This is a genomic window from Paenibacillus sp. SORGH_AS_0306 (assembly GCF_030819345.1).
Lineage (GTDB): Bacteria > Bacillota > Bacilli > Paenibacillales > Paenibacillaceae > Saccharibacillus > Saccharibacillus kyungheensis.
In genome coordinates this window covers 2,394,901-2,415,521 of sequence record NZ_JAUTBP010000001.1, presented here as the reverse complement: position 1 = coordinate 2,415,521, position 20,621 = coordinate 2,394,901, and the positions used below count along the sequence as shown (strand labels likewise).

The following is a 20,621-nucleotide window of genomic DNA, read 5'->3' as shown; positions in this document are numbered from 1 at the left end:
CTATGAGCCAGCTTACACGAACCGAATTAATAGAATGGGTTGAACGCATTATCAGCGCAGAAGGCAGTGAAGCAGAGATTGATGATTGGTTAACTATTGTACAGCAACATGTACCTCATCCTGAGATCAGCAATCTGATTTTCTGGAATGAAGAAGAGTGGACACCGACTCAAATTGTAGACGAAGCGTTAGCATATCAGCCGATTATTTTACCACCGCCATCTTGAACCAATAGACTAAGATAAGGGATTATTCCGGTGTCCATTTTGTTGAGTAATGATCTGTAGTAGCTGTTCAGACATATAATTGGCACTGTATTGGAAGTCATTTTGGATCCAGGCAATAATAAGTCCCCATATAGCATAAGCTTGATAACTAGCATATAGATCGATATTGATCCCTGCTTGATTCATCGTGCGAATCGCTTCTACATTGTGCATATCCTGAATACACAACTGTTGCAATTCATAACAAATACGTTGCTGAAATCCGGGCAAAGCGTTGGAATGTGTAATCAACTGATAAAAGTTCCGATGAGTCGCCACATGATCGAAAATCTTAATAGCCGATGCTACCATTTCTTGAATAATTAATGTGCTGACATGACGATAAGGTTCTTCATACGAATCTTTGAGATCAACAATTACACGTTCAATAATATCGTCGAGCAAGTCTTCTTTGTACGTATAATGCTTGTAAAATGTACCACGATTCACGTCTGCTATCGTGACGATATCGGTGATGGTAATACTGCGAAATTCTTTTGTTTGCAACAATGATAACAACGCATCTGTTAACGCTTGTTTGGTTTTGCGTATTCGTCGATCTATCATAGTGACTCTCCTCTGTCTGGCATCATTTCGTCATTGATCAATAATTAGTCTGTGATTAGTCTGTAATTTTATCGAGTCTAAAAAAAGATAATCAACAATCAGTATGATAACTGTTTATTTTTCAACATAATGATTCTTTTTTGCTGATTGCATGTCTATGTTTTAGATTTTAAGATAATTATAACAGATGTTTGTTAACCAACAGATGTTGATTAATAACGATAGAAGCCATAGATCGCGGGAGGAATCACGATGAGATTAAAGAACAAAGTTGCTGTTATTACAGGAGCCGCTTCAGGAATGGGTAAAGCGATTGCTTTACTGTTTGCAAAGGAAGGCGCTAAAGTGGTCGTTTCTGATATTGCGCAAGCTTCAGCACAATTGACTGTTGATGATATTTTGGCTCAAGGTGGCGAGGCTGTCGCTATCGCTACCAATGTCACGCAAGAAGAGCAAGTGCAATTGCTTATTCAAACAGCGGTTGAACACTATGGCACACTAGATATTCTCGTAAATAATGCAGGCATTATGGATAACTTTGTACCGGCAGCAGATGTAACTGATGAATTATGGGAAAAAGTATTTGCGATTAATACAACAGGAACGATGCGAACAGTCCGTCAAGCATTGCCTATTTTTACAGAGAAACAAAGCGGGATTATTATCAATATTGCTTCAGCAGGTGGATTAAATGGATCAAGAGCAGGAGCGGCTTATACTGCTTCCAAGCATGCTGTTGTAGGATTAACCAAAAATATCGGGTTTCAATATGCTCCATTAGGGATACGTTGCAATGCGATTGCTCCGGGCGGTGTTGCTACTAATATTGGCACTACGATTAGTGAACCGAATCCATTTGGGATGGAACGGGCTATGATTGGCATGGGCTTAAATCCTAGGAATGGTCAGCCAGAAGATATTGCTAAAGTGGCTTTGTTTTTAGCTTCAGAAGATGCTAGCTTTGTAAATGGGACAGTGATTGTGGCTGATGCTGGTTGGACAGCCTATTAAGATATACACGATTGAATAATATCTAACCGAATATAAAGTAATCACAACGTGTAAAGCATTCTAGAGTGAATCTGGAATGCTTTTTTGTGTTATATTTGTTCAACTTAATCTGTAAATGATTCAAGAATAGTGAAGAACTATCTGTATATTATTCAATTCTATCTACAGATTGTTCATTCAGTCTGTACCGGTATACCTTTACTATTAAAAGCAAGCAAACGATCTTTATACAACTATTGAATCTATAGATTCTGCACTCAATAGTCATCTATCGAAGGGGGTTCCGCTATGGATATTACGTACAAAAAAGAAAAGGTCGTTCAGATCAAAAGGCGGAAATATAATGCCGATGGAATTCGTTTATTACTTATGACTATTCCTTTCCTTCTTTTTGTAATCGCTTTCAGTTATGTGCCATTGTTTGGTTGGGTGTATGCCTTTTTTGATTACAAGCCGGGTATACCACTCAGCCAGACAGCTTTTGTAGGATTAGAACATTTCCGCGAAATGTTGCATGACCGCGATATGGGAAGAGTGATGATCAATACATTAGCTTTGAGTGTATTATCTATTTTATTTGCCCCTTTGCCGCTAGTGTTAGCGATTATGGTGTCAGAAGTGCGTAATGGATTTTTTAAACGTCTTATTCAGACAACGACTACATTACCGAACTATATCAGCTGGATCATTGTATTCTCATTAGCTTTCAGTATGTTCAGTTCTGAAGGGGCGATTAATACAGCGATAGATCGACTGGGGTTAAGTGATACTCCGCTCAATGTATTGGGAAATGCAGATCATGTCTGGTTAGTACAAACGTTGTTATTAATCTGGAAAACGATTGGCTGGAATGCGATCATTTATCTTGCGGCGATTGTAGGAATTGATGGAGAACAATATGATGCAGCGCGGATTGATGGAGCCGGGCGATTACGAAGTATCTGGTACATTACGATTCCGAATATTATGCCAACGTTTATTGTCTTACTTTTGTTAGCGGTTAGTAATTTGCTTTCAGCAGGGTTTGAGCAATATTTAGTATTTAACAATATTATGGTTGCTGACAAAATTGAAGTACTTGACCTATATGTGTATCGTCTGGGATTGGTCACTAATGATTATCCGTACTCCACTGCTGTAGGTATGTTCAAATCTGTAATCAGTATTGCGCTGTTATTTATGATCAACAGCCTATCCAAACGAGTACGTGGCGAAAGTATTATTTAATCATTAAGAGCATAAGGAGGACAATCCATGATCAGAGCGGAAAATACTAAATCGATTCAATGGTCAGACTGGCTATTTAATGCAATCAATTACACATTGTTGACGATCTTATTAATTGTGACGATCTATCCATTTTATTATATTTTTATTTATTCGATTAGCGATTCATTTCGTGCCCAGAGCGGTGTCTTTTTATGGCCTGCTGGCTTTTCGCTAGAAAGTTACAAAGCAACGATTAAGCTTCAAGGATTAGGCGATGCCGCAATCGTTTCTGTGTTGCGTACTGTATTAGGAACTGCGATTACGGTGGTATGTTGTTCTTTTTTTGCTTATTTGATTACCAAGCGAGAAATGCCTTTTCGCAAAATTATTTACCGATTTGTATTGATTACGATGTATTTTAATGCAGGCTTTATTCCATGGTACTTAACGATGAAAATGTACGGATTACAAAATAATTTCCTGTTATATATTCTGCCTACTGCATTAACAGGATTTTATATTATTTTGATCAAAACATTTATCGAGCAGTTACCACCTGCTCTGGAGGAATCTGCTAAAATAGACGGTGCTGGTTATATCACTATTTTTACTAAAGTTATTTTTCCACTTTCTACGCCGATTATAGCAACTATAGCTGTATTTGCGGCTGTCGGACAATGGAATACATGGTTCGATAATTTTTTCTTAGTCGAAAATCCCAAATTACAAACATTACAATTGTTACTTTATAACTTTTTGAGCCAATCTAATAGTATTTCAAATATGAGTGCTGCTGATTTGACGATGTCTGCGGAAGCTAGAGTGATGACACCTCAATCGATTCAGATGACGATTACGATGTTAGTCACATTACCTATTGTGATTGTATATCCTATGTTACAACGCTTTTTTGTCAAAGGTATTATGATGGGTGCAGTCAAAGGATAGACAAAAAAATCTTATCATTGCATAAACCAATGATAACTTGTAGCAATATAGAAGAATATGAGGAGGAAGCTTTATGAAAGATGAGAGAATCAAGCCGTTCAAGCGTACTATTAGTGTATTGTTAGCGCTAATTTTGATAACGCTTACAGCATGTTCAAATAATACAGCTAATACTAATGGTTCGGCTACACAAGCAGGCACAGTAGATGCGAATGGTATTGTCACTTTGCGTATTTTGGTAAACGAGACAGGAACCAAATGGAACACGTATCCAGATAATGAAATTGCCAAAGCGATTGAAAAAAAGATCGGCGTCAAAATCGAATATGTAGAAGCTGATTCTAATAAAATGAATGTATTGCTAGCAGGAGGAGATTTGCCAGATATCGTACGCTCCGATCCGACGCAATATGGAAAGCAATTAATAGATGGAAATCTGGTCATTCCGATGGATGATCTACTTGCCAAATATGGTAAAGACATTTCTAAAAATATCCCTACCGTTGTAGAATACAGTCAAAAGAATTGGAGTGAAGGGCAAAACAAATTGTACTTTTTACCTCCTCAAGTACAAGCAGATCCTAGCCCGGTCTACGCCAACCTTTCAATCGGCCCAACAATTCGCTGGGATTACTATAAAGAAATAGGAGCACCTGCTATTAACAGTACAACCGATATGCTAAATGTACTCAAACAAATTGTAGCCAAACACCCTACTACCGATGAAGGTAAAAAAGTATATGGAGTCTCGATGTGGCAAGATTGGGGATTGTGGCCGTATATTATTCCGTTTACATGGATTACTCAACAGACCGCAGCAGGCAATTCCGATTTGTTTGCGAAGCCTTTAGGTGGTAAGAAGCTAATTAATGTACTGACAGATGCCAATTCAAATTACTGGGTAGCTTTAGATTTTTATAACAAAGCTTATCGTGAAGGACTACTTGATCCAGATGCATTAACGATGAAAAATAATGATTATATGGCGAAAGCGACAGCAGGGCAATTTATATTAGGGCCAGCTACATGGGCAATGGGAGATTTTAATTCCAAATATGCTAAAGATGGCAAAGGATTTGTTGTATTACCTGTAGGCAAGCAAGCATGGTCAGGTGGCGTTCGTCCGATCGGTTGGGCAGACAAAAGCTATGCTATTTCAAAAAGTTCTAAATATCCAGAAAAAGCGATGGAATTTTTAAATTATATATATTCATATGAAGGTGCCAGAACGATGTATAGCGGTATTGAAGGAACTAATTGGACGATTGAAAAAGGTGTACCGCAATTAAGCAAAGAAGTTTCTCAGCTCAAAGTCACAGGAGGCGATGCTTGGGAACGTACAGGGATTGCGCTTGATCCTAATTTAATCGGATTAGGTGGAAATGTAATTGATCCTAAGACCAAGACACCACTTGATCTATTTGCTACAGAAGAAGCACTAGCGAACAATGCGACGGCATTAGAGAAAGACTTTAGTCAATATTATCATGCTTCTTATCCAGGCGAAGTGGTCGCTAATTTTTGGTCAAAGAAGGCAAATTGAACGATGAAAATACACCGCTCAAAAATTTGACACCAGAACAGACTATTATAGAAAATACGATTGTGTTGCCAGTGCTTACCGATGATCTACTCAAAAAAGAAACACAGCTCAAAGAAGTGGCTGCACGTACAGCAGCGACTATGATTCTGTCCAAAACGGATGAAGACTTTGCAGCCAATAAGCAAAAAGCGATCGAAACGTTCAAAAGTTCAGGAGCAGACGAATTGTCTACTTATATGAATACCGAATACGCCAAAGCTAGAGCAACAGCAGAGCAAGCTAAATAGAAAATGTATAATACGTTACAAAAAACCGCCAGTCTGTAAAAGCAGATTGGCGGTTTTTTGCTGTATATGATTTGGCTATATATAGCGTATAGTGGCGGCTATACGATACTTTTAACGTCGTGATGAACGTGTTTTGGAAGTGAATAATACTTTCTGTCCGGTGCTATTCAGGCTAGGTGCACCATGTACCACTGTAGATTGTGCTTTGGGAGTCGCTTGAAAAGCATCTTTGAACGAAGTAGAACAACCTGAGCATAGACGTCCTTGAGCAATAGGTTGCAAGCAACATTCACAAGGATAAGTCAAATTTTTGTAGCCGTTAGATAATTTACCTTGTTTGATCAGATCGTGCAACTCTGCTAAAGGAACTTGGGTCGCTTCACTTAAAGCTTCTGTCGTCGCTTTAGGAAATCTCCACATGTAATCCATGCAGTTTTTCAAAGCCAGATCTAATTGATTACTACAAGAAGAGCATAAGTTACGCATATTTTTTTGGAAAATAGAACCGCATTTCGCACAATAATCCACCATTAGAGTCAACACAATCACCCCTTACATCTGTTTTTTAGTCTTTAAGATATAGGTACATAATACTATATCGGTTATAAGATAACAATACAGTATACAAAAAAACATGAAATTTGTCGAAATCAATAAAATAATCCTGAGTATGTAGGTATTAGGGCTTGCAGGGTAATAATAGCATAATTAACACATTTACAAAGTAAGTTCCTGTACTATATAAAGCAATCGTAAAAATTTCAATCACTTTAGTACAAAAAAAACAACTCGCCTTCTTGATGGCAAGTTGTTGATAGATCAAATAGACAGTAGATAAGACTCCAAATTGCAAGCGGTTAACAATGATAATGTTATTCTAACGCACTACAGATTTCGATAAAATGTCCATCAGGATCAGCGATATAAGCGACTGTCTGTCCCCATGGTTTGACTACAGGTTCTTTTACAATCTTTACCTGTTGCTGACGCAATTGTTCTATCGTTGCTACTACATCATCGACGACAAATCCAATTTCAAATGTACTGGATGTTGCGATCTCTTCCGCAATTTCAAGTCCAATCTCTTGTCGCACAGACTGGCGTGTGTTAAACGACAATGTAGTCATGCCTGTATCAAATTCCACATAAGTATCCACTTGCATTTTGACTGGTAATTGTAGAATATCTCTGTAAAAATGCATCGTCTGCTCTACATCTTGAATATACAAAATAATATACTTCATTGCTAATTTCATAGATTGATCCAACCCTTTCTTAGTCACTTCTATTGTCAGTTCATTATTATGATTCTGATCTAGTTTGATTATGAATGATCTTCCTGCAAAAAGATTGGAAAAAACGGTCATATCATTGGGAATATCTGCTAGATATCTATTGTGTAGAATCAGACTAAGCTTGGATAACGTCCTGTACAGATAATTGCCCTGGAGATAGACCATAATAACGCTGAAAATGATGAATAAAATGAGATTGGTCATAATAACCACCAGAGATGGCTAACTCACCAAGACTACACTGCGGATAGCGATACATCATCTGCAAAATAGACTGAAAGCGAATAATATCTAATATTTCTTTGGGACGAATACCGAACTCTTGCTGGAAAATACGGCGTACAGTTCGTTCGCTGTAATGTACTTGTTGAGCAAGTGTCGCTAGATCCATCTGTCCGCCATAGGCATACATTAATTGTAAGCTGTGCGCTAGTAACGGATGAACAGGGCGAGGGTGAATATCATATGTATATAGCGCTTGTTGTAAGTATTGCTCGATAATATTGATCCGCATTGTAGTATCTGTTGCAACTATCACTTGCTCCCAGAACGTGCTTGCAGAATGTCCCCACAATTCCTCTAATAATATTTGTCCTTGAAGATCAGCTATAGGATATCCAACAATCGCTTGTACAGACTGAATATACATTCGGATACCAAAGAAATTCATAGATTCTTTAGGATAAAAAACTTCATACGTAGACATCCATGAAGAGACAAAAGCCCCTTGAGTTACAGAAATAGCATCCAGATCAAAAATAATATCTATACATCCATCTGGAATAATACGATAAGCAGAAGTATGAGGCAGAGTAGTAGAAGATACTTGAAAAGTAGACGACCAGTAACAAGCTACTGTAGATTGCAATACCGGTTGTGGAGCATATTCCTGATAATGATAATAATCATTCTGTAAATGAGATTGTAGCTTAGGCGGCTGAAGAGGACGATATATCATGCCAGCACTCCTTTTCCAATACATAGCATTCGATGGATGTTTCTAATAACAGCAATATCACCAGATATCGATATTTTACGTTTAGTGTAACATGATTTGAAATGATCGTAATCTAATAATAATTAACAAATTGTTATTATCATATTGTAAATATCAAAATAGCGTGCTATATTGTTATTAACAAAAAGGAAATAACAAAGGAGAGAGTGATTATGTTTGGATTTCGCTTCGTCAAATTTCAACCTAGTGAATATGTGATGAAAGTAAGAAATGGCAAAATAGTAAAAGAAGGAGTCGGCTTATCTTTCCGCTATTATGCACCGACTACTTCTGTGATCGTAGTACCGGTATCATCGATAGATGTTCCTTTTATATTTGAGGAAATAACGAATGATTATCAGACCGTAACCGTACAAGGGCAATTGACATACCGGATTGTGGATTACCGTAAAACCACTCAAATCTTAAATTACACGTATAATTTACGCAAAAATCAATATATTTCAGATGATCCGAACAAACTGGCTCAACGGGTGATCAATATTGCCAAAGTATTAACTAAAAAACATCTGGAGCAAATGCCACTGCGAGAAGCGATTCAATCCAGTGAACGTTTAGCTCAAAGTATTACACGCGAAATTATGCAAAATGCCGAATTAGAAAAGTTAGGCATCGAATTGATGGGCTTCTCTGTTTTAGCGATTTTGCCTAATAAAGAAACGATGAGAGCGTTAGAAGCACAAGCACGTGAGCAGATTCTACGCAATGCGGATGATGCTCTATATGAACGCCGTAATGCCTCGATTGAACAAGAACGACGGGTCAAAGAAAATGAATTGAATACCGAAATTGCAGTAGAAACCAAGAAAAAACAAATTCGGGAAACTCAATTAGATGCTGAGCGCTCGGTAAGTGTGAAAAAGAATGAGATCAAAGAAGAACAATTGCAATTCGATACGATGATGGAAGAAAAGAAACAGCAATTAACAGAACTATCGATTGCCAATTCCAAAGCACAAGCCGATGCCAAAGCCTACGAAATGTCTGCGGTAATGAAGTCGCTTGAAGGCGTTAATCCTGCATTATTACAATCGATGGCGAATATGGGCATGAATCCTGATAAATTGATCGCGATTGCTTTCCAGGGATTAGCTGAAAATGCAGGTCGTATCGGACAATTGAATATCACACCAGATCTATTGCAAGGACTATTATCCGAATCAAATAACCATCAACAACAGCAAGGAGGTCGGAATAGATGAATAGCCGGATAAGCGAAAATAAAATTGTACTCGTCAAGCGTAAAACACGACTAGAAGAATTGATTGTTCGTTACAATACGATCCAGCAAGCACAATTTTATATTGAGCGTCTGGGTGTTGATTTTACCGACTATATACAAGAAGATCAGAATTATCGTCATGCTGTAGAACAATCGATGCTTGTGTTACAAACGATCGGAAGAGTACAACTGTTAGAGCGTGAACATGTACCGAATTTTATTTTTGGTGAAGATGATATTGTAGTGGTGCTCGGGCAAGATGGATTGGTTGCGAATACGATGAAGTATGTCACGCATCAACCGTTAATCGGTGTAAATCCTGATCCACTACGCTGGGATGGGATTTTGCTTCCTTTTCAAGTTCGTGATCTGATTCAGGTGGTACCTGATGTATTGAATCGTCGCCGCGCGATCCAAGAAGTGATGTTAGCCAAAGCAGAATTGAACGACGGACAGACGCTATACGGTGTAAATGATTTATTTATCGGGCGCAAAACACATGTCTCGGCTCGTTATCAATTGCAGTTAGCAGGGCATACCGAGCAACAATCTTCAAGTGGCATTATTGTATCAACAGGGATGGGTGCAACAGGTTGGTTCAAAAGTGTTCTTGCAGGAGCAAACGGTATTGTACACAGTGAAAGCTATCAGCAGATAACAGGTAGTATGCAGTATGAAGAGACTCACAGCTCCACTTATACTTCATTGGCATGGGATACACCACAGTTGTATTTTACAGTGAGAGAACCATTTCCTAGCCGTACCACTTCTACCGAATGCGTTTTTGGACAGATTCACGAACAACAGCCATTGCGCATTGTATCGCAGATGCCTGAAAATGGCGTCATCTTTAGTGATGGCGTAGAAAGTGACTTTCTGGAATTCAATTCAGGCATGACAGCAACGATCGGTCTAGCCGAGAAGCGGGGGCATCTGGTGGTATGATGATTATTTTGTGTTATGATATCCGTATCTGTTGAAGATAATACAGTAAGGGGTATGGATTCATGAATCAAAATATACAGCAATTCAAAGCTGATTTCTTCAAAGCTTTAGCCCATCCGATGCGGATTCAGATTTTAGAAGCACTTTGTACAGGAGATAAGACAGTCAATGAATTACAAACGATTGTCGGATCAGAAGGATCGGCTGTTTCCCAACAACTGTCGATATTACGTAGTAAAAATGTAGTCCAAGGAATCAAAGAAGGCACCTCGGTAATCTATTCACTACGTGATCCGCTTATTCAAGAATTGTTAGCAGTAGCCAAGCGCATTTTTGATAATCATCTGGTAGACGCGATTTCTTTATTGGAAGGCATGCGCAATGAACCTGAAGCAAGCAGACATCTTGAGAAATAAAATAAGCGAACCTGTTTACGATAAATAGATCATTTCCAAACCACAATTGTCTATACACAAAAAAAGTATCTCTTATAAATAAGGGATACTTTTTTTGATGTGCATAAAATATCATTGACACAATGTGTATGCAGGCGTACTATCTCTGTATATTCAAATAATCAGATATTTGAAATTAAATATTAAAATATGCAAAAAGAAGGTAGACAAATGAAGTGGACAGGAAGATTTGCTGGATATAACCGCAATAGTTTACGCAAAGATTTGATTTCAGGCATGATCGTAGGTATTATCGCTATTCCACTCGGGATGGCTTTTGCTATTGCTTCAGGAGTTAAGCCTGAATATGGAATCTATACAACCATCATTGCAGGTATAATCATTTCTTTGTGTGGAGGTTCCAAATTCCAAATCGGTGGGCCGACAGGTGCATTTATTCCTATATTATTCGCTGTAGTGATGCAATATGGATATGAAAATTTATTGATTGCTGGTTTTATGGCAGGTGTCTTTTTGCTTATTATGGGATTGTGTCGATTAGGCAAATTGATTGCCTTTATCCCAAGACCGGTCACGATAGGATTTACCGCAGGTATTGCTGTCACTATTTTTGGCGGACAGATCGCCAATTTTTTAGGATTAAGTGGACTTGCCAAACATGAAGATTTTTTCTCGAATATGCGTGAAATCGTTATTCATCTGAACACATTTAATATATACAGCCTTATCACCGGATTGATCTGTTTTGTAGCTATGATAGTAACCGCACGCTTTTTCCCTAAAGTGCCAGGTTCATTGATCGGATTATTGATCTCGACAGGGGTGGCTGTGCTATTTTTTCAAGGCAAAGTGGCTACTATCGAATCTTCATTTGGCGCGATCTCAGGAGCACTTCCTCATTTTCATATTCCAGATTTAACATGGGATAAAATTACTTTTTTGATTCGCCCGGCATTAGTGATTGCAATGTTAGGCAGTATAGAGTCTTTGTTATCAGCCGTTGTTGCTGATGGGATGACAGGCACACGTCATAATAGTAATCGAGAGTTGATCGGGCAAGGAATCGCCAATATGATCACTCCTTTATTTGGTGGTATTCCAGCTACAGGAGCGATCGCTCGGACAGCTACGAATATCAAAAATGGCGCTGTATCGCCTATCTCCGGTGTAGTACATGGGATTGTGGTTTTACTTGTATTAGTGTTATTTGCTCCTTATGCATCCAATATTCCACTTGCTAGTATGGCTCCGATCTTAATGTTAGTAGCATGGCATATGAGTGAGCGTAAGCATTTTATGCATATTTTGAAAATCAAAACAAGTGATTCGCTCGTCTTGGCGATCACATTTATATTGACCGTATTTGCTGATCTGACGACTGCTGTGGAAGTAGGATTGTTGTTAGCAGTTATATTGTTTGTCAAACGAATGAGTCAAGGATTAACGATAACCAAAGTACTCCCTGATCCAGAAGCTGTGAATCAGCAAGTACAAAGTCATATGGTTACTGAAAATCATGATTGCCCGCAGATTAGTATCTACACGATTGAAGGAGCACTCTTTTTCGGTAGTACCCATCTGATCGAACAAGCGATAGATGAAGCTATTGCGAATCAACCTCGGATCGTATTGCTTCGTATGGGTAGAGTCCCGATGATTGATACAACAGGAGATGCTAACCTGACAATCTTAGTGCGTAAAGTACAATCGTACGGTGGCATAGTGATTGTCTCTGGTATCCAGCACCAACCACTTGAATTGTTACAAAAAACAGGCTTGTATACGATGATTGGAGCAGAGCATTTCTATGAGCGTACAGGTATTGCGATTAATAAAGCGCTGGGGTATCTTGATCTAGAACGTTGTCGTGGTTGTCAGCATTTTGCTTTTCACGAATGTCAGGCGTTATCTGCTGGAATCATCACTTCACCAGTAAGCTCACCCTTATTATTGAAAAAAGCATTAGGATCTACCGTTTAATTTTCAGAAAACAAGTGTAAAAAAAGACATACGCATCATATCCAATCTGTTGTTATTTAGAAAGGAAGGATACATATGTCTGCATCATCTCAATATACACATCAAGATTATCGATCTATACGAGGTATCGATCATATCGGTCTAACCGTTCCCGATATCGAAGAAGCGACTCGGTTTTTTAAGCAAGCATTTGGAGCTTCGATTTGTTATGATACGCTTACCCCTCAACAGCCTGCTCAAGAAGGCCCAGAGACTGAGCAGAAGTTAGGATTGCCACAAGGCGCTAAAGTGCTTCATATGCGACTGATTCAGATCGGTCAGGGTGCAAGTATCGAGATGTTCCAATTTGAAAATACAGAACAACGCTCTCCCGCATTAGCAGTAGATTATGGTATCCAACATATAGCGTTATATGTAGATGATATGCCAGCAGCTATCCGTCATTTTGAATCGGCGGGTGGCATTTTGCTGTCTTCTCCTAATCCATTACCTAATGAAGAAAAGGGAGAAGGGCATTTATTTGTGTATGGACGTGCGCCGTGGGGAACATTGATAGAATTACTGTCTTATCCACATGGGATCGATTATCCACAGACAAGCGAAAGTAACCGCTGGACACCGCCAGCAGTTACATAATTTGATGCTTATTTGATTTGTATAAGTTGAGTATCTCCAATATTATCAGCTTCTCGGGTAACGACTTGCAATTGCAGTGTTTTGGGTTGATCGAGTAAATTGCTGTAAAAGATATATTCATAACTGTTCGGATCATCGAAAGCCATTTTTCGATTTAACGCCCGTAACAGCACTGCTTGATCGCCTTCACCTGCAATAATGCCTGTCGCTTCTACCCATGATTTTTTGGTGTTATACGGTTCAAATGGCTGATCTAATGTAAAGCGAACACGCATCTCTAAAGGAGACATTTCGACTCTGGTCAGAGCAACTTTGTGATCTCCTAATTGAATAATATGATTCGGATAGACAATTTCAGTCTCAGGTCGTTTGAATTGACCAGCTAATGAGAAATGAATCAGCAGGGTAGGAGAATAATGCATATCTTCTGTGTTAGTATTGGTTACTGGATCGCTTAATCTGCCATCATCTACAGAAGCAATTTGGAATTTGGCGGCAATTTCTTGCGGGAAAGGTTCTCTTGATTTCAAACGAATAGTGGTTGTGCCACGAAATACATTTTCACTATCAGCATCATGAGTTCCGTTGTTGCGTGAATGACCTAGAGGCTTTCCTGTAGCGATACTGCTTAATTTGACACTGTTCATCCCGTATATTTCTTGTCCATTTAAGCTTTTGGCGGTATAGAGGAGAATCAATTGATTTTCATCAGCGGTCACAGCATTGACAGTAACGATATAGCCGTCTTTTTCAGCGCTCTCATTTACATATTGGATATAGTTGTGCTTGATAGCAGATATTAAGCTCTGGTTCTGGATAACATCACTTTGATACTGGTGAAAAGGTTCTAATTTGCCCCATGAATTAGCAGTGGTATATGTGCTTTGTGTAGGCATAGGAACGATCAATAGGATCAGCATGACTACCGAAGTAAAGCCCACAACGACTAATAAGCGAGCATCCAACCATGGAAAACGTGATTGCATTCGTTTGGCTTCTAGTACATCTTCCTCATCTGTAAGAGTAGAGGTATGAGACATTTGAGATAGAGAAGGTTGTTCTGTATGTAGGTGATTGTTAGATGGTTGAGAAGAATCTTTTTTGGATGTGCTCATAGCTACCATTCCTCCTGATTCAGAATAATTGACGAAGTTGCTTAGTTATAAGGCATAATTATAAAATGTAGTGTGCTTATTTTTAAATTTCTGGTCTGCTAAGTACTTATTGTATATATCGGTGGTAAAGCTACTTTTGTTACTTTTTTCTGCTAACCTCTAACTATAGATATTCTTTATTTTATCTTACTACGAATAGCCAATACAAGTAGACATCAAAAAGCCCGCCAGCTCTTTAAAGAAAAGCAATCCTTTTCATTTTAGAGTAATGTGGGCTTTTTGATCTATAGGTTGTAATATCTATTTTAGCGTAGTGCTGGTACAGATTGTCCCGAGTTAAATTTTGAATTCATTCATTTCGCTGTGTAACTGTTCGGCCGTCTCTGCTAGCGAAGAAGAGGAAGCATTAATTTCTTCCATCGATGCTAACTGCTCTTGTGTAGCAGCAGATACATTTAACATACCAGCAGCCGATTCTTGAGCGATATGAGAAATCTGTCTGGAATACTCTACAATCTCAGTTGTGCTTGCAGACATCTGTTCTGCACCAGCAGATACTTCTTCAATATCGCTTGCTACTTGATTAACTGCTTGTAAAATATCCTGGAAAGCAGTCCCTGCAATCGCGACAGAAGCCATCCCTTTATCAAATTCACGATTGTTTAGATCAACCGCTTCAATCGCATTTAACGTATCTTTTTGAATAAAAGCGACCAATTCAATAATTTGCTTCGCTGATTGGGAAGATTGTTCTGCTAATTTGCCGACTTCATCAGCGACCACTGCGAATCCTCGACCTGCTTCGCCTGCACGAGCGGCTTCAATCGAAGCGTTCAGTGCCAATAAATTCGTTTGCGAAGAGATGCCAGTGATTACTTTGGTAATATTACCAATCTCTTGAGAGCGACTACCTAATTCTTTTACTACAGAACCTAGAGAATGTAGCGATTGTTGAATCGAATCCATTTGTGATACCGCTTGTTGGATAGCATGATTACCATCCGAAGATTTGCTTGCCGCATCGACAGCAGAGTTAGATACTGTCTGTGCACGAACCGCAATTTGTTCTACACCGATCGCCATTTCTTGCATTGCTTGAGAAGATTTATTGGCAATATCGACTTGTTTGGCTGTACCGACTGCATTTTCTTGTACGGTTTCGGCGATTTGTTCAGCCGCTTGTTTATTTTGTTCACTACTTGCTGTTAATTGTTCTGAAGAAGCCGCGACCAACTCCGAAGTAGAAGCGACCGATTCGATCACCTGACGCAAATTGTGCTTCATATCATTAAATGACACCGCTAATGAACCGATCTCATCTTTGTTTTTGATAATCAAATCAGATCCAGTTAGATCACCGGCAGCAATTTGTTCAGCTGCTTTTTGTAGCGATCTAGCAGGCTTGGAGATCGAACGAGCAATAAGGAAAGCAATAACCAAAGCAACAACAATAGCGATTACACTTAACAAAATAATATTAAAACTTGCTGTCTGCGATGTACTTACCGATTCATCTGTAAGTTGAGTGGCTTGTTTGTTATCATAAGCTACCAATTCTGCAATAGTAGAATTAGCCGTGTACCAGAAAGCATACGCATTACGGTGCAAAGCAATCGCTTTATTCAAATCATTATTCAGACCTGCATTAAGCACGTTAGGTGAAACTTTAATATACGCTTCATATTGTGTAGAGAAGCGTTGATACAGACGTTGTTCATCATCGCTTTCGATTAACTTTTCATAAGCAGTACGTTCTGTTTGAATTTTTTTCAGTAATGTCTCGTAATCTTGATTGAGCTTGGCAACTTCATCTTGATTATTTTCTACAATAATATTGAGCAATAGACGCTCTAGATCGGACACATCTCCGTTAAGTGTTCCTAATAAAGTAACACTTGGCATCCATTTCGTATTTACATCGACTGCTTGATTACCCATACTCCGTGTACTTGTTAGAGCAAGTAAACTTACTATGACTAACAAAAGAATTACACTTAAAAAGCCAGTTAACAATTTGGTCTGTATACTCATTTTGACTTTACCAACACGCAAACGTTTCATAATATTGTCCCCCAATATGTAATGTGTAACGCATTCAACTTTATCTATATCGACAATTTCTTTTTATATATTAGACAATTTTGTAAATTTTAGTGCTTAAGATGTAGTTCTTAAGGTTCTAAATGCAATGCTTACATTTCAATTTAATAAATCACAGGTAGAAGCTGTAATTGTGAAGAATAGTCAAAAAAAGATATGGTCAGAGTCATTATTCATTTTTTGGATTATCTTATTGAATAGTTATAAATGCTGACCAGTGATCGCAGACAACAAAAAAGCAACCTGTAGCATATAGCTACAAGTTGCTTTTTGATGAGATTTATAGGTAATCCTTTATATATAGAATGAATGTGTTACATAGGATTTAATTTTGACGAATCCATGCTAATGCCATTGTACCTTCACCAGCGTGAACACCGACCACAGGAATAAAGGGAGCAATTTCAATTTTGAGTAGCGGAGCAAATACACTGATTTCTTTCTCCATTTGAAATGCTTCTTCAATATTATTAGCGTGCATAATACATACACTTTTGACCAGATCGATATCTTTTTTGAGAATATCCATCAGTTTGTGTTTGGCTTTTTTGAAAGTACGAATTTTGTCTTCTACAATAATTTTCCCTTCTACAAAACGCAATAGGAGGTGGATACGTAGTAACTGACTGATCACCAATTGAGTACCGGATACCCGTCCACTACGATGCAATTGAGAAAGACTTGCTGGAATCAGATAAAAGTCCATATTTTCAATAATCATATCGATTTTGGCTTTGATCTCCAGAGCCGTATCGCCTTGTTGTTGCCATTTGACTCCTTGCATAACCATTTCACGTAAAGGAAAAGCGCCGACTTTGGAATCAATCCCGATCACAGAAGTCTCGGTGATCTCAGCCGCTTGTAGTGAAGTGTGATACGTACCACTTAATTCAGAAGAACAATGAATCACGATAATATCGTCATATTTATCTTTAATAGATTCGTATAATTCCATAAATTCGCCAATCGGTGGCTGTGAGCTACCTACACTTTCGTTTTGACGCATTTTCTCATAAAATTGTTCTGCTGTAATTTCAACATTTTCTTTGTACGCTTCATTGTTCACAATCAGACGTAAAGGTACAATATAAATATGATGTTCTGCTGCAAAATCAGTATCGATCATAGCTGTACTATCTGTCACCCAAGCAATTGATTTCATCCAAACCACTCTTTCTTTACACAGAGATAGAATATACTAAAAATGCTATATTCATTTTATTAAAATTTTAACATATAAAACTAATAACTTTATGATATAGTTATTATAACCATATACAATCATAAACACAAATTACAGACAATGAATCTTATCATACATGCTCAGCTCAAGGAGGAATACATAATGCAAGACAAACTGGCTCAAGAATTAGAGGCATGGGGTAAAGAGAAAGTGGCTTATAAGTTTCCCAGATGGGAGCAGATTCCCGACATTGATTTATATATGGATCAAGTGGTCGCTTTATTAGAAAAGCATTTTCACAAATTCCCCGGGGAGAGTGCAGGCAAGTTAATCTCACCCTCTATGATCAACAATTATGTCAAACAGGGCATTATTCCACCTACGATCAAAAAGCGCTATTCCCGTACGCATATTGCTTACTTGATGATGCTGTGCACCCTCAAACCTGTATTACCTTTAGCAGTCATACAAGGTATTATCGAATTTCAATTACAGACCAAAACATTTGCTGAAGTGTATGATCACTTTGTGACAGAACAAGAGCAAGCATCCAGTTATACGATGGAACAAGCCAAAGCCGAAAGCAGATTGCTCGGTCAGACGACTACGACAGAACAAGAAATGTTAAGTAATCTTTCGCTCAAAATGGCAGTACTGGCGAACTCCAGTAAGATTTTGGCGGAAAAGATTATAGAAATGGAGCGAGCAGAAGGAAAGCTCTCTACTCTAGATGATCATGGTAAAAAAACGAAAAAGATTAAAATGTAAATTCAAGTTATTATCTTTACACATGGTACACAATGATAGACCAAAATACCCCTTATCCTTTATATGCGATCTTCTGATCATAAAAGGATAAGGGGTATTGTCTATTTGCTATACAGCTAGTAACACAAGTAAGCTAGAATATTACACTTTAAATGCGCTAACTTCGTTATGAAGTTGTTCTGCTGTCTGCGCTAGAGAAGACGATGACGATGTAATCTCTTCCATAGAAGCTAATTGTTCTTGCGTAGCCGCAGATACACTTAGCATACCTTCAGAAGATTCTTGAGCGATATGATTGATCTGTTTGGAGTATTGGACAATCTCAGTCGTGCTTGCTGATAATTGTTCTGCACCTGCGGAGACTTCTTCAATATCACCAGCGACTTGATTAACAGCCTGTAAAATATCGCGGAATGCTTCACCTGCAATCGATACCGAAGCTAATCCTTTATCAAATTCAAGATTATTCAATTCTACCGCGTCAATGGCATCGGTTGTATCTTTCTGGATAAATGTAACCAGTTCAATAATTTGCTTCGCCGATTGAGAAGATTGTTCTGCTAATTTACCGACTTCATCAGCAACGACAGCGAATCCTCGACCTGCTTCACCTGCACGAGCCGCTTCAATGGAAGCATTTAGAGCAAGCAGATTGGTCTGTGTAGCAATACCTGTAATGACTTTAGTGATATTTCCAATTTCTTGTGAACGACTTCCTAATTCTTTCACGACAGAACCTAACGAGTGTAGCGAAGTCTGAATCGAATCCATTTGATTGACTGCTTGTTGGATCGCTTTGTTACCATTAGACGATTTGCTTGCTGCTTCGGTTGCTGAACTGGATACTGTCTGTGCACGAACAGCAATTTGCTCTACACCGATCGCCATTTCTTGCATCGCTTGAGCAGACTTGGTAGCAATATCAACTTGAGTAGCAGCGCCATTAGCACTTTCTTGTACCGTTTCAGCAATTTGTTCAGATGCTTGTTTGTTCTGCTCACTACTTGCTGTTAATTGCTCTGAAGAAGCGGCAACCAATTCAGAAGTAGCAGCTACAGATTCAAGCAAACTACGAAGATTTGCTACCATTTGATTGAAAGCAACAGCCAGTAGACCGACTTCGTCTTTATTACGAATAATGATCGCTTCGCCTGTTAGATCACCAGCAGAGATACGTTCAGCCGCTTGTTGAATTTGTTTCACAGGACGGGAAATAGATCTAGCAATAAGATAAGCAATTACGATACCAATAACAACAGCGATAATACTTAAAATAATAATGTTCGTGCTTGCAGAAGTTGCTGATTTTACAGATTGATCTGTCAAAATACCTGCTTGTTCATTATCATAAGCAATTAATTGAGCAATTGTGTCATTAGCAGTATACCAGGCATCATAAGAAGCACGATGCAATTCGCGCGCTTTATCCATATCATTGCCTTTAGCCGCATCGACTAAGGCAGGAAATGTTGTTAAAAATTGATCATAATTGGTGTTGAATGTTTCAAATAATTTGGATTCTTCATCCGATTGAATCAATGCTTTGTATTGTACACGTTCGGTTTCGATCCGTTTTAACAATTCATCTAATGTAGTGTTAATTTTAGTAATTCGTTCTGGATCATTTTCGATCGCCATGTTCAGGACTAGACGCTGTACATCAGAGATATCACCATTCATCATACCCATTGTGCTTACACTAGGCATCCATTTGCTATCAATTTGCTTGGCTTGCGATCCTAACGTATTCATACTGAATAGTGATAAAAGACTAACCAATACCAGTAATAGAATCACGCTAAAAAAGCCGACTAATAATTTAGTTTGAATATTAATACGCATTATTTCACTCCTCATCATTGTTTAAACATATAACGTAATACCTATATCGACAAAATTCGCTATATATTTAGGTCTTACAGATTAAAAAGAATAAAATTTCTAATAAATAATAAAAAAACTAATAAATGTTTTAATAGTTATATATTTCAAATTAATAAAATACATTTTATTTCAAAATATAATATTGTGTATCCGTTGTTGTAAGAATTTATAATGCAAAATGATTATAAAATTATAAATAATGTAGGATAATATATATATTATTTATTG

At 38.2% G+C, this 20,621-nt stretch carries 20 protein-coding genes; 12 read left to right on the top strand and 8 right to left on the bottom strand.

Translation table 11 applies throughout. The annotated features are described in order from the left end of the window. The first annotated feature begins 2 nt into the window (after window positions 1–2). Window positions 3–227 (top strand): bacteriocin immunity protein, encoded by a 225-nt coding sequence (locus QE450_RS10410; RefSeq protein ID WP_307299139.1) that lies wholly within the window; start codon window positions 3–5, stop codon window positions 225–227. A 9-nt stretch (window positions 228–236) separates the two neighbouring features. Here the strand turns inward: QE450_RS10410 and QE450_RS10405 are convergent, their stop codons facing one another. Continuing rightward, complete coding sequence (locus QE450_RS10405; RefSeq protein WP_307302664.1) at window positions 237–830, bottom strand: TetR/AcrR family transcriptional regulator; 594 nt, start codon at window positions 828–830, stop codon at window positions 237–239. 255 nt (window positions 831–1,085) lie between these two features. Between QE450_RS10405 and QE450_RS10400 the strand changes: the two genes are divergently transcribed. From QE450_RS10400 to QE450_RS10380, 5 genes are all read left to right on the top strand, one after another. Further along, entirely contained in the window at window positions 1,086–1,844 is a 759-nt protein-coding gene (locus QE450_RS10400) for an SDR family oxidoreductase (RefSeq protein WP_307299137.1), read from the top strand. Between the two features lie 288 nt (window positions 1,845–2,132). Then, the gene (locus QE450_RS10395) at window positions 2,133–3,071 is read left to right on the top strand and encodes an ABC transporter permease (protein WP_273612742.1); all 939 of its coding nucleotides are present in this window, start codon (window positions 2,133–2,135) and stop codon (window positions 3,069–3,071) included. Window positions 3,072–3,098: 27 nt separating this feature from the next. After that, complete coding sequence (locus QE450_RS10390; protein WP_273612741.1) at window positions 3,099–4,001, top strand: carbohydrate ABC transporter permease; 903 nt, start codon at window positions 3,099–3,101, stop codon at window positions 3,999–4,001. A gap of 73 nt (window positions 4,002–4,074) precedes the next feature. Then, entirely contained in the window at window positions 4,075–5,544 is a 1,470-nt protein-coding gene (locus tag QE450_RS10385) for a type 2 periplasmic-binding domain-containing protein (protein WP_307299134.1), read from the top strand. Then, window positions 5,523–5,831, top strand: a complete 309-nt coding sequence (locus tag QE450_RS10380) for a hypothetical protein (protein WP_307299132.1) — start codon at window positions 5,523–5,525, stop codon at window positions 5,829–5,831. Before QE450_RS10385 ends, QE450_RS10380 begins: the two co-directional genes overlap by 22 nt. Before the next feature lie 111 nt (window positions 5,832–5,942). Here QE450_RS10380 and QE450_RS10375 read toward each other — a convergent pair whose 3' ends face one another. The 3 genes from QE450_RS10375 to QE450_RS10365 form a co-directional block, all read right to left on the bottom strand. Next, on the bottom strand, window positions 5,943–6,371 hold the full coding sequence (locus QE450_RS10375; protein ID WP_273612739.1) for a hypothetical protein: 429 nt from the start codon (window positions 6,369–6,371) through the stop codon (window positions 5,943–5,945). Between the two features lie 332 nt (window positions 6,372–6,703). Next, complete coding sequence (locus QE450_RS10370; protein ID WP_307299129.1) at window positions 6,704–7,087, bottom strand: VOC family protein; 384 nt, start codon at window positions 7,085–7,087, stop codon at window positions 6,704–6,706. Between the two features lie 154 nt (window positions 7,088–7,241). After that, window positions 7,242–8,084 carry an AraC family transcriptional regulator gene (locus QE450_RS10365; RefSeq protein ID WP_307299127.1) on the bottom strand — a complete coding sequence of 281 codons (843 nt, stop codon included), beginning with the start codon at window positions 8,082–8,084 and terminating at the stop codon, window positions 7,242–7,244. Between the two features lie 212 nt (window positions 8,085–8,296). On the opposite strand from QE450_RS10365, the gene QE450_RS10360 reads away from it, so the two are divergent. From QE450_RS10360 to QE450_RS10340, 5 genes are all read left to right on the top strand, one after another. Further along, entirely contained in the window at window positions 8,297–9,346 is a 1,050-nt protein-coding gene (locus QE450_RS10360; RefSeq protein ID WP_274172509.1) for an SPFH domain-containing protein, read from the top strand. Continuing rightward, complete coding sequence (locus QE450_RS10355) at window positions 9,343–10,311, top strand: NAD(+)/NADH kinase (protein WP_301262113.1); 969 nt, start codon at window positions 9,343–9,345, stop codon at window positions 10,309–10,311. Before QE450_RS10360 ends, QE450_RS10355 begins: the two co-directional genes overlap by 4 nt. A gap of 62 nt (window positions 10,312–10,373) precedes the next feature. Beyond that, window positions 10,374–10,727 (top strand): ArsR/SmtB family transcription factor, encoded by a 354-nt coding sequence (locus tag QE450_RS10350; protein ID WP_273612734.1) that lies wholly within the window; start codon window positions 10,374–10,376, stop codon window positions 10,725–10,727. 210 nt (window positions 10,728–10,937) lie between these two features. Next, on the top strand, window positions 10,938–12,707 hold the full coding sequence (locus tag QE450_RS10345) for a SulP family inorganic anion transporter (RefSeq protein ID WP_307299124.1): 1,770 nt from the start codon (window positions 10,938–10,940) through the stop codon (window positions 12,705–12,707). Window positions 12,708–12,782: 75 nt separating this feature from the next. Continuing rightward, a complete protein-coding gene (locus tag QE450_RS10340) occupies window positions 12,783–13,343 on the top strand; it encodes a VOC family protein (protein ID WP_307299121.1) in 561 nt (186 codons plus the stop codon). 8 nt (window positions 13,344–13,351) lie between these two features. Here the strand turns inward: QE450_RS10340 and QE450_RS10335 are convergent, their stop codons facing one another. The 3 genes from QE450_RS10335 to QE450_RS10325 form a co-directional block, all read right to left on the bottom strand. Beyond that, window positions 13,352–14,458 carry a DUF4179 domain-containing protein gene (locus QE450_RS10335; protein ID WP_307299119.1) on the bottom strand — a complete coding sequence of 369 codons (1,107 nt, stop codon included), beginning with the start codon at window positions 14,456–14,458 and terminating at the stop codon, window positions 13,352–13,354. 336 nt (window positions 14,459–14,794) lie between these two features. Beyond that, window positions 14,795–16,519, bottom strand: a complete 1,725-nt coding sequence (locus QE450_RS10330; protein ID WP_307299117.1) for a methyl-accepting chemotaxis protein — start codon at window positions 16,517–16,519, stop codon at window positions 14,795–14,797. 364 nt (window positions 16,520–16,883) lie between these two features. Next, on the bottom strand, window positions 16,884–17,720 hold the full coding sequence (locus QE450_RS10325; protein WP_273612729.1) for a DegV family protein: 837 nt from the start codon (window positions 17,718–17,720) through the stop codon (window positions 16,884–16,886). A 183-nt stretch (window positions 17,721–17,903) separates the two neighbouring features. Here QE450_RS10325 and QE450_RS10320 point away from each other — a divergent pair, with 183 nt between their 5' ends. Next, on the top strand, window positions 17,904–18,509 hold the full coding sequence (locus QE450_RS10320; RefSeq protein ID WP_307299112.1) for a DUF1836 domain-containing protein: 606 nt from the start codon (window positions 17,904–17,906) through the stop codon (window positions 18,507–18,509). 141 nt (window positions 18,510–18,650) lie between these two features. Here QE450_RS10320 and QE450_RS10315 read toward each other — a convergent pair whose 3' ends face one another. Next, window positions 18,651–20,351, bottom strand: a complete 1,701-nt coding sequence (locus QE450_RS10315) for a methyl-accepting chemotaxis protein (protein WP_307299108.1) — start codon at window positions 20,349–20,351, stop codon at window positions 18,651–18,653. Between the last annotated feature and the right edge of the window lie 270 nt (window positions 20,352–20,621).

Coding starts and splice junctions, on each gene's coding strand:
- QE450_RS10395 (WP_273612742.1), top strand. CDS start 2,133: ATGGATATTACGTACAAAAAAGAAAAGGTCGTTCAGATCAAAAGGCGG.
- QE450_RS10320 (WP_307299112.1), top strand. CDS start 17,904: ATGCAAGACAAACTGGCTCAAGAATTAGAGGCATGGGGTAAAGAGAAA.
- QE450_RS10370 (WP_307299129.1), bottom strand. CDS start 7,087: ATGAAATTAGCAATGAAGTATATTATTTTGTATATTCAAGATGTAGAG.
- QE450_RS10360 (WP_274172509.1), top strand. CDS start 8,297: ATGTTTGGATTTCGCTTCGTCAAATTTCAACCTAGTGAATATGTGATG.
- QE450_RS10345 (WP_307299124.1), top strand. CDS start 10,938: ATGAAGTGGACAGGAAGATTTGCTGGATATAACCGCAATAGTTTACGC.
- QE450_RS10335 (WP_307299119.1), bottom strand. CDS start 14,458: ATGAGCACATCCAAAAAAGATTCTTCTCAACCATCTAACAATCACCTA.
- QE450_RS10365 (WP_307299127.1), bottom strand. CDS start 8,084: ATGATATATCGTCCTCTTCAGCCGCCTAAGCTACAATCTCATTTACAG.
- QE450_RS10325 (WP_273612729.1), bottom strand. CDS start 17,720: ATGAAATCAATTGCTTGGGTGACAGATAGTACAGCTATGATCGATACT.
- QE450_RS10340 (WP_307299121.1), top strand. CDS start 12,783: ATGTCTGCATCATCTCAATATACACATCAAGATTATCGATCTATACGA.
- QE450_RS10390 (WP_273612741.1), top strand. CDS start 3,099: ATGATCAGAGCGGAAAATACTAAATCGATTCAATGGTCAGACTGGCTA.
- QE450_RS10315 (WP_307299108.1), bottom strand. CDS start 20,351: ATGCGTATTAATATTCAAACTAAATTATTAGTCGGCTTTTTTAGCGTG.
- QE450_RS10385 (WP_307299134.1), top strand. CDS start 4,075: ATGAAAGATGAGAGAATCAAGCCGTTCAAGCGTACTATTAGTGTATTG.
- QE450_RS10400 (WP_307299137.1), top strand. CDS start 1,086: ATGAGATTAAAGAACAAAGTTGCTGTTATTACAGGAGCCGCTTCAGGA.
- QE450_RS10350 (WP_273612734.1), top strand. CDS start 10,374: ATGAATCAAAATATACAGCAATTCAAAGCTGATTTCTTCAAAGCTTTA.
- QE450_RS10410 (WP_307299139.1), top strand. CDS start 3: ATGAGCCAGCTTACACGAACCGAATTAATAGAATGGGTTGAACGCATT.
- QE450_RS10330 (WP_307299117.1), bottom strand. CDS start 16,519: ATGAAACGTTTGCGTGTTGGTAAAGTCAAAATGAGTATACAGACCAAA.
- QE450_RS10355 (WP_301262113.1), top strand. CDS start 9,343: ATGAATAGCCGGATAAGCGAAAATAAAATTGTACTCGTCAAGCGTAAA.